The 7,140-nt window shown below is 42.3% G+C and carries 4 protein-coding genes; all 4 read left to right on the forward strand.

Annotated elements, in window-relative coordinates; genetic code table 11:
- Nucleotides 1-407: 407 nt before the first annotated feature.
- Nucleotides 408-3,317, forward strand: coding sequence for a ribose-phosphate diphosphokinase (prs, locus tag PHV77_02680; protein ID MDD5504204.1), 2,910 nt, complete (start codon nt 408-410; stop codon nt 3,315-3,317).
- Between the two features lie 129 nt (nt 3,318-3,446).
- Nucleotides 3,447-5,864 carry a glycogen/starch synthase gene (locus PHV77_02685; protein MDD5504205.1) on the forward strand — a complete coding sequence of 806 codons (2,418 nt, stop codon included), beginning with the start codon at nt 3,447-3,449 and terminating at the stop codon, nt 5,862-5,864.
- A 71-nt stretch (nt 5,865-5,935) separates the two neighbouring features.
- Nucleotides 5,936-6,316, forward strand: a complete 381-nt coding sequence (locus PHV77_02690) for a hypothetical protein (GenBank protein MDD5504206.1) — start codon at nt 5,936-5,938, stop codon at nt 6,314-6,316.
- A 63-nt stretch (nt 6,317-6,379) separates the two neighbouring features.
- Entirely contained in the window at nt 6,380-7,120 is a 741-nt protein-coding gene (fabG, locus tag PHV77_02695; GenBank protein MDD5504207.1) for a 3-oxoacyl-[acyl-carrier-protein] reductase, read from the forward strand.
- Nucleotides 7,121-7,140 lie beyond the last annotated feature (20 nt).

Below are 7,140 nucleotides of genomic sequence, written 5' to 3' on the forward strand. Positions count from 1 at the left end.
CGCTTTTATTTTGAATCATACTATTTATGTATTAAACTGTTAATATTCGGATAATTATAAATGGACGTTAACGTTTCTTTGGCATATAAAGGATCATATGTATTGGATTCGTGTAAACAATTAGACAAAAAAGGAATACATTTGAAGTATATTTGTTTTTCGGAACAAGACAGAATAAACTCTATAAAATTATATAATTTTATTGATTGTTGACATTTCATATGATATTCTTATTATATAATTTATAAAAACATTTAATAATATTTATATTTTAACCTATCTCGCTTTAATTATCCATTCACGCTTTGTATTTATTGATAGAATAATTATTTTTTATGATTAATATTTTTATTTTATTTATATTATTTATTAATAATATATTAGGCACACAGTGCTTTGGCGAAAAAATGCCGGACAATGCGCCTATATCCATGCTTAGGCCTGTTTCTACCGGACTTACCATGGCGTATAATGGTTTTTTGGATAATTTTGGACTTGAAAAATTGAGAAACCGAAGAATAACAGCAGACCCTGAAGTATTTGCGTCCGGGTCAAAAACGCGCGTATTAAGAAAAGGCTTTGCTGATTTTTATAAAACAGTATCCGTTGAATTTAAAAAAGATGTGTTTCCTGATGGTGAGATGCGCATTACCGTAGTTAATCCCGGCGGTATCAAGGGCCGGGTTGCCTGGATTGTCCAAGACATAAAAACAGATGATGATTTTGTGGAGCTAATACTGCAGATAGCCGCTTTAAGGGACGCGCGCGCGCAAAAAATCGCTTGCCTCTTACCGGATTCTGTTTTAAAAAGCGGTGTGATTTTGGATGTTCTTGCGCCGTATGCCGATATATATACTATGGATTGTAAGTATTTCAAAGACCCGAAGGGATTATCTTTTCCGGCAGATATGGTTTTTTACCACGATAATCGTATTTATCTGAAACAAACAGGAGGCAAGCAATTTGAATATCTGCTTTTTACTGAAAAAAACCGCCTGAAAAATAATATTATTAAAGGCCTGAACCGGCCGCAAAACCGGGATACCGGGTTGAAGTCAGCAAGTGTAGATGTGACTACTTTTGATTCTGGAGAGGTCAGGGTGCGCTTGCCCGAGGATGTGTCAGGCAAAAAATGCCTGCTGATACATTCCACCAGGGCGCATAAAGGTATCGTAGAATTACTGGCCATACTCCAATCTCTTAGACAGCACGGCGCGGCGGACGTGCATGTGTTGTTTTTATTTTTTTCCTATGACCGTCAGGAAAAAAATTTTCCGGTTACCGAATACGGCCCCAAGGCCTTTAGCGCTAACGCGGCCAAGATGCTGCTTATGCTTATAAGCGGGTATTGCGACAGGATATATACTATAAACACGCATTTCATAAAAGAACCCCGTGCCGATGCCTATAGATTTGAGGGGGTGGAAGGCTTGGATATAATTAATCTTAATGCCCTGCCTTATCTTATGACGTATCTAAGGGAAGAGAAGGGTTTAAAGGACGCTATTATAATTGCCCCTGATCAGGGTATCGCGGATTTCCTTTCTTTGATAGCCAAAACGTATCAACAACGGTTGTATGTTTTTAAGAAAAAACAAGAAAACGCCAAGGATGTATCGTTTAAAGCTCCGGAAGGCCTTGACGTGTGGGGCAAAGACATTATTATATTTGATGATGTTATTTCAGGCGGGTCAACTATAGTTGAGATGGCCCGCCTGCTCAGGGATAGATATGGGGCAAAAGACATATTCGCGGCGGTTGTGCACGGCAAGCAATCCTCCCGGGCATTAGAAACATTTTTGTCTTGCCGTGACGACAACGGCCTTTTGCTCATAAAAGAAATAATATCAACCGATACTGTGGTTTCCGCGGCAAGCAGGGTTTCCGTAGCCAAGTTGATTATTGAGTCTCTGTTGGAATATCAACCTTTCCTGGCATCTGACAGGGCCCTTAACACGCGCAATCCCTCCATTGTGTTAATACTGCCGCGTAAACTGGCGGGCGCGGGAGATATTGTTTTCATGGTTAACGCGGCACAGAGGCTGAAACAGGCATATCCGCATATTCCGGTTAAGGTAATTTTCCTTGAAGACAAATCCTGCAAGTTTTTGAACCAGATCAAGCTGGTGCCGGGCTTCAATGCCGAAAATCGGATACGGAGATTCGGAGGCATAACTTATATAAATGCCGGAGACGACGTAAAAGAAGTTGAAAAACGTGTAGGAAAAAACGACTTTACCATAATATACGCTGTTTATCAGGATGAATACATGGAGGAAAGCGATTATTTTGATCAGTTTGCCGGTAATGCCGTTATGAAGATCAGGATACATGAATTAGGCAGAGATATCTCATGGCTGGAGCCCAATAAAGGCGGCGATTATCTTATCGGGTTTAATGAAGACAGCCTTGGCGTTCCGCCTACATCAATTAATTTTGAAAGCTATGTGAAGTATTGCAATGAAAGCGGCGATATTTTTAAAGAGCGCGGGCGTATATTAAGAAAGATACCGGGAAGCGGCTTGCTTGATATAAATAAAGCTGTGCACAGCCGATGGGGTTTTATCTATGCCCACTGTATTTTTTCTTTAAAGCAGTATTTCAACGCTTTTATAAATGCCAGGGGCAATTATCAGGATTTTGCCTCTTCCCCGGCTGTAGTCTTTGTAAATTATGCCAAAAATAACGTCAAATTTCGCGACAAGGCCGTTGATATTGCAAGACAGAACGGTTTCAGGCTGGTGGAGTATTGTAGTGAGGAATCAAGCTTAAAGATTGTCCTTTCAGGAAACACTAATGTGACATTGGTTCTGAATTCAAGCGTTCCGCGCAAATTATTCGGCCAGCTTTTTGCCTTGAGCAATGACCTGCCCAGCCTTATAACCGGCCAGGACAATCTCGGTAATATGCTATGTATCAATTCAATCACGCCCGGCAGGGCGTTTTTTTGGGAGACGATGCCGTTTCAAGCCACGGCCAAACTGGATCTGTCAAAAGCCGCTTCCGATATACTTCAGAGCGATGAATACGGTTTATATAAAATAATGATTGATGCCACATCCCATAACCGCGACACTGGCCTGTCGTCTTCATTGTTTGCCGAGCACGATAGATACAGGCCTGTTCTTAAAAAATTGGCGCTTGCTGTAATAGAAAAATGGGATTTTATAAAGTCATTATCAGGCATAATCAACGAACAGTGGCCGGACGCGATAAAGCAGGCTCACTTATACAGACTGCGGCCTCGTCCAGGGCCTATGAGCGGGTTTATGTTTAGCCAGGGACAGATGATATCGTATGCCAGGCGCGCGGCATAATACAGAAATAAAAAAGATTTTTTTTAAGATTTTTAATTGACAAACTAATGGGCAGAAAATATAATCAGACTATATAAAATTTGGATTGATTTTTTACCCTCAAATATATTTTCAAACAATCAGGCTTTAATGAAAAAATTTATAGCTATATTTATCTGTTTGGTTTTGCCCTGCGATCAGGGTTATTGTTTGAGGCCGGAATCAAGCAGGTTATCCGGACAGGATATAATAATGTCCGATCCGCTTGGTCCTGTCATGCCGGCACCTTATCTTAAGGTTGAGATTGGCACTAACGCCTTCAAAAAGGTTCTTAAAGATATTGGTGGCACTATTGTTGAGTTATCTATGGAAGTCATATTGCCTGAACTTCACAAAGCTGCCCCGGCAGGCTCCAGGGGAGGGCTGGGTATTTTGGAAGGCGACAGCGGTGAGGGGCAAAAAAAAGCTATATCTAATGAACGTGTTCATGGGATAAAACCGATTATCATTATGCCTATGTATGAAAACAGGCTTGTGCCCAAGACTGATTATGCACAAAAGAGGCAACGGCTTGATAGGGTTAAGGTAGATTATGACGCGCTGATTGACCATGCCAATCCTGTTGATTGCAGAGTGTTCTCTGACTCCAATATTTTTGATTATCCGCAGCTTGAGGTTAATCCGTCTCAACCGATAAAAATCGTCAATGGCAGTGACGGGAGCCAGTTAAAATTTGATGTTATTATGTATGACTTCTTATCGGGAACGTATAAAAACTTTAGGGCCGCTATATTTGTCTTAAGCCGGGCAGGGACGCCGGTTTTTATGGTGGCATGCAAAGATGTTGATGATATACTCTATACGGACACTGAAGAGCGCAGGTTTTCCCAGCAGGTGCTTATTGGAAAAGTAGTGCCGCAGTTATTGAAATCTATCGGCATAAAGCCGGCCATATTACGCGTCAACGAAGCCCATACCATTATAGCAATGGCGGAAGCGGTCAATGACCCGTATTTTTCAGATACGGCATGTGTGTTCACGAACCATACCCCTATAACCGCGGGATTACAGATTTATTATGGGAAGGGAGACTGGTTCTTCCGGATGAACCTGGCCCCGGGGCTTAAGGATGTATTTGTGGATGAACATAATAACTTGAATTTTTCAAAAGCAGCTATGGAATTGGCGCATATAGTAAACGGTGTAAGCTTTAGGCACAAAAATACACTTAAGAATATGTTTCCCGGGTTTAAAGACAAGATAAAAGGCGTATTAAACGGTACGGGCGAATTCTGGAAGAGCGATATTTTAAGAGAGGCGGAAAATACCAGTGCAAGCCTTGATCCCGCGCGATTAATGAAGATCCACGAAGAAGACAAAGAAAAATTTATAGCGCTTATAGAACAAAAGACCGGTGTCAGGCTTAGCATGTCCATGCCGATTACCTGCGCGATAAGGAGAATAGATTATTATAAACAGCAGCTGCCCATGCTAAAGCCCATAATCAATGCCCTTTGCCAGGACAGGGGCATTGACACGATAGTAAATATTGACGGCAGAGATGTTCACGTAAAGGGTTTGGGTATGCAGGTTGTTGTGGGAGGCATTATTGTCAATGAGCACAACAATGACCTTCAATCATGGGTTGCCGAATTCATTGAATGGATGCATGACCCTGCCTTAAAGGGCCGTTTTGTGTTCATTTCAGGCAATGATGTTGAGCTTATGAAGACCGCTGCCTCTGGAACGGACGCATGGGTAGAAATGCCCAGAAGAAATCCTGATACAGGGCATCAGGAGGAGGCCTGCGGCACAAGCGGTATGCGCGCGGCCATAAACGGCAATGTGCCGATAATGTCATCAGGGATGTGGGGGGATGAATTTATCAGGCATTATAATATGTTTACCAAAGAAGGCAATGGTTTTATATTAAAAGATATCAAGCCTATGGAACTATATGAGGCCTTGTCGGTCGTATCGGATTTGTATTATGGATATAAGGAAGGCTTAACAAGGGCATGGGAGAATTTTCGCGCCAATATCTATGAAGATGCCAAGGTTCTTTACATAGAGAATATGATCAAGAGATACGTTCTTGAGGTATTTTTACCGGCCAAAAGGGCGCAGATAGCGGAAAAGGCCGTCAGGCAGACCGCTCGGCTCGCGCATAACCTAACAAGAGAGGGGCTTATCATTGAAGCTGATCTTACTCTGGATAATTCCGTGCCGATACGAAGCGTCAAACCGCAGGTATGGACTGATATAAACGGCAAAGGGGCTTGGCACGCCCTTGACATGACCTGCAAGACGGCCAATAAAGGAGAAAAAGAGACTGTTTATAAATTCAGGTTATCCTTGCCGCTGACACAGGCAGGAGATTTTTTTTATAAGGTCAGGTTTTTTATGACTGATAACGGCACAATTGTTTATGCCCCGGAAGGTTTCGGAAATGACGTAAAGATAACTGTTACAGAGTTGTTTATCAATAACCTGCCTCCGGACAGCCTGTGCCCTATACCGTTTGGCGCCAGGGGGGCCGTTGAAGCCGCCCTTGCGCGTTCAGCGTAAAAAGATGTTTTCTTTTCCTGATTTCTGTTGCAAATCCATTTCTTTGATGCTAATATGCGATTATAGAATAAATGAATATATATAATATTATTATATTATTAGTTATATGCCTTACGGCATGCGTTTTTCCCGCTAAAACTTCATATTCCGCGGGAGAGCTTAGAAAGCTTAAAGGCATTTCTGACAGCATGGATGCCATGGACGCGCAGGATAAGATTGACGGGATAAATTATCAAAAAGCCTTATCATTTTTGAATGGGCCTGATATAAAGCAGGGTATTTCACAGCGGGAGTTGACAGCGGTATGCGGAGGGCCCGTATCGGCTGCCAATAACGGAACAAGATGGGTCTATAAACCGCCCGCGTCAACATATTTTAGAGGTGATAAGATATATTTTTATTTTGACGATCAGCGTAAATTGTCCGGATGGGAAAAAATTTCTCAAAAATAATTTTTAAAATCAACAAGATTTTGCTTGACTAATTACCCGCTGGTATGTTAATCATAGAGTGCCATGAAATTAAAAAATAGAGTTGCTATAGTGACAGGCGGGGCCCGGGGCATAGGAAACGAGATTGCCCTCGCCCTGGCAAAGGAAGGCGCCGACATAGCTTTATGCGATGTTGACCAGCAGGCGCTTGCCCGCGCGATGGCCCAGATAGAGGCTCTTTCCAGAAAATGCGATATATCAGTAGTTGACGTGGGAGACTATGCCTGCTGTGAAAACATGGTCAATAAAACCCTTGACAAATTTGGGAGAGTTGATATACTCATCAACAATGCCGGCATCACGAGGGATTCACTGCTGATGCGCATGAAAGAAGAAGACTGGGACGCCGTATTAAGGGTCAATCTGAAAGGGGCCTTTAATTTTACGAAAGCGGTATGCCGTCCCATGGTAAAACAACGTTTTGGCAAAATAGTCAATATAGCCTCTATTATAGGTATTATGGGTAATGCCGGGCAGGCTAATTATGCCGCGAGCAAGGCAGGATTAATAGGGCTTACAAAAAGCAGTGCCAAAGAACTTGCCTCAAGGGGCATTAACGTTAATGCTATAGCTCCCGGGTTTATTAAAACGTCAATGACTGATAAATTGACAGATGAGCAAAAAACCGCGATGCTTAAACTTATACCCATGAATTCGCTTGGCAGTCCTGCCGATGTGGCGAACCTTGCTCTTTTTCTTGTCAGTGACAGCTCATCCTATATTACGGGTGAGGTCATTAAGGTTGATGGCGGCATGGTTATGTAAATGAGCACATTAGTTACGCG

The organism is Candidatus Omnitrophota bacterium, assembly GCA_028716165.1.
GTDB lineage: Bacteria > Omnitrophota > Gorgyraeia > JABMRG01 > JABMRG01 > JAQUQI01.

Excerpts from the sequence above, each read along its gene's own strand:
- prs (MDD5504204.1), top strand. The coding sequence starts at position 408 with ATGCCGGACAATGCGCCTATATCCATGCTTAGGCCTGTTTCTACCGGA.
- PHV77_02685 (MDD5504205.1), top strand. The coding sequence starts at position 3,447 with ATGAAAAAATTTATAGCTATATTTATCTGTTTGGTTTTGCCCTGCGAT.
- PHV77_02690 (MDD5504206.1), top strand. The coding sequence starts at position 5,936 with ATGAATATATATAATATTATTATATTATTAGTTATATGCCTTACGGCA.
- fabG (MDD5504207.1), top strand. The coding sequence starts at position 6,380 with ATGAAATTAAAAAATAGAGTTGCTATAGTGACAGGCGGGGCCCGGGGC.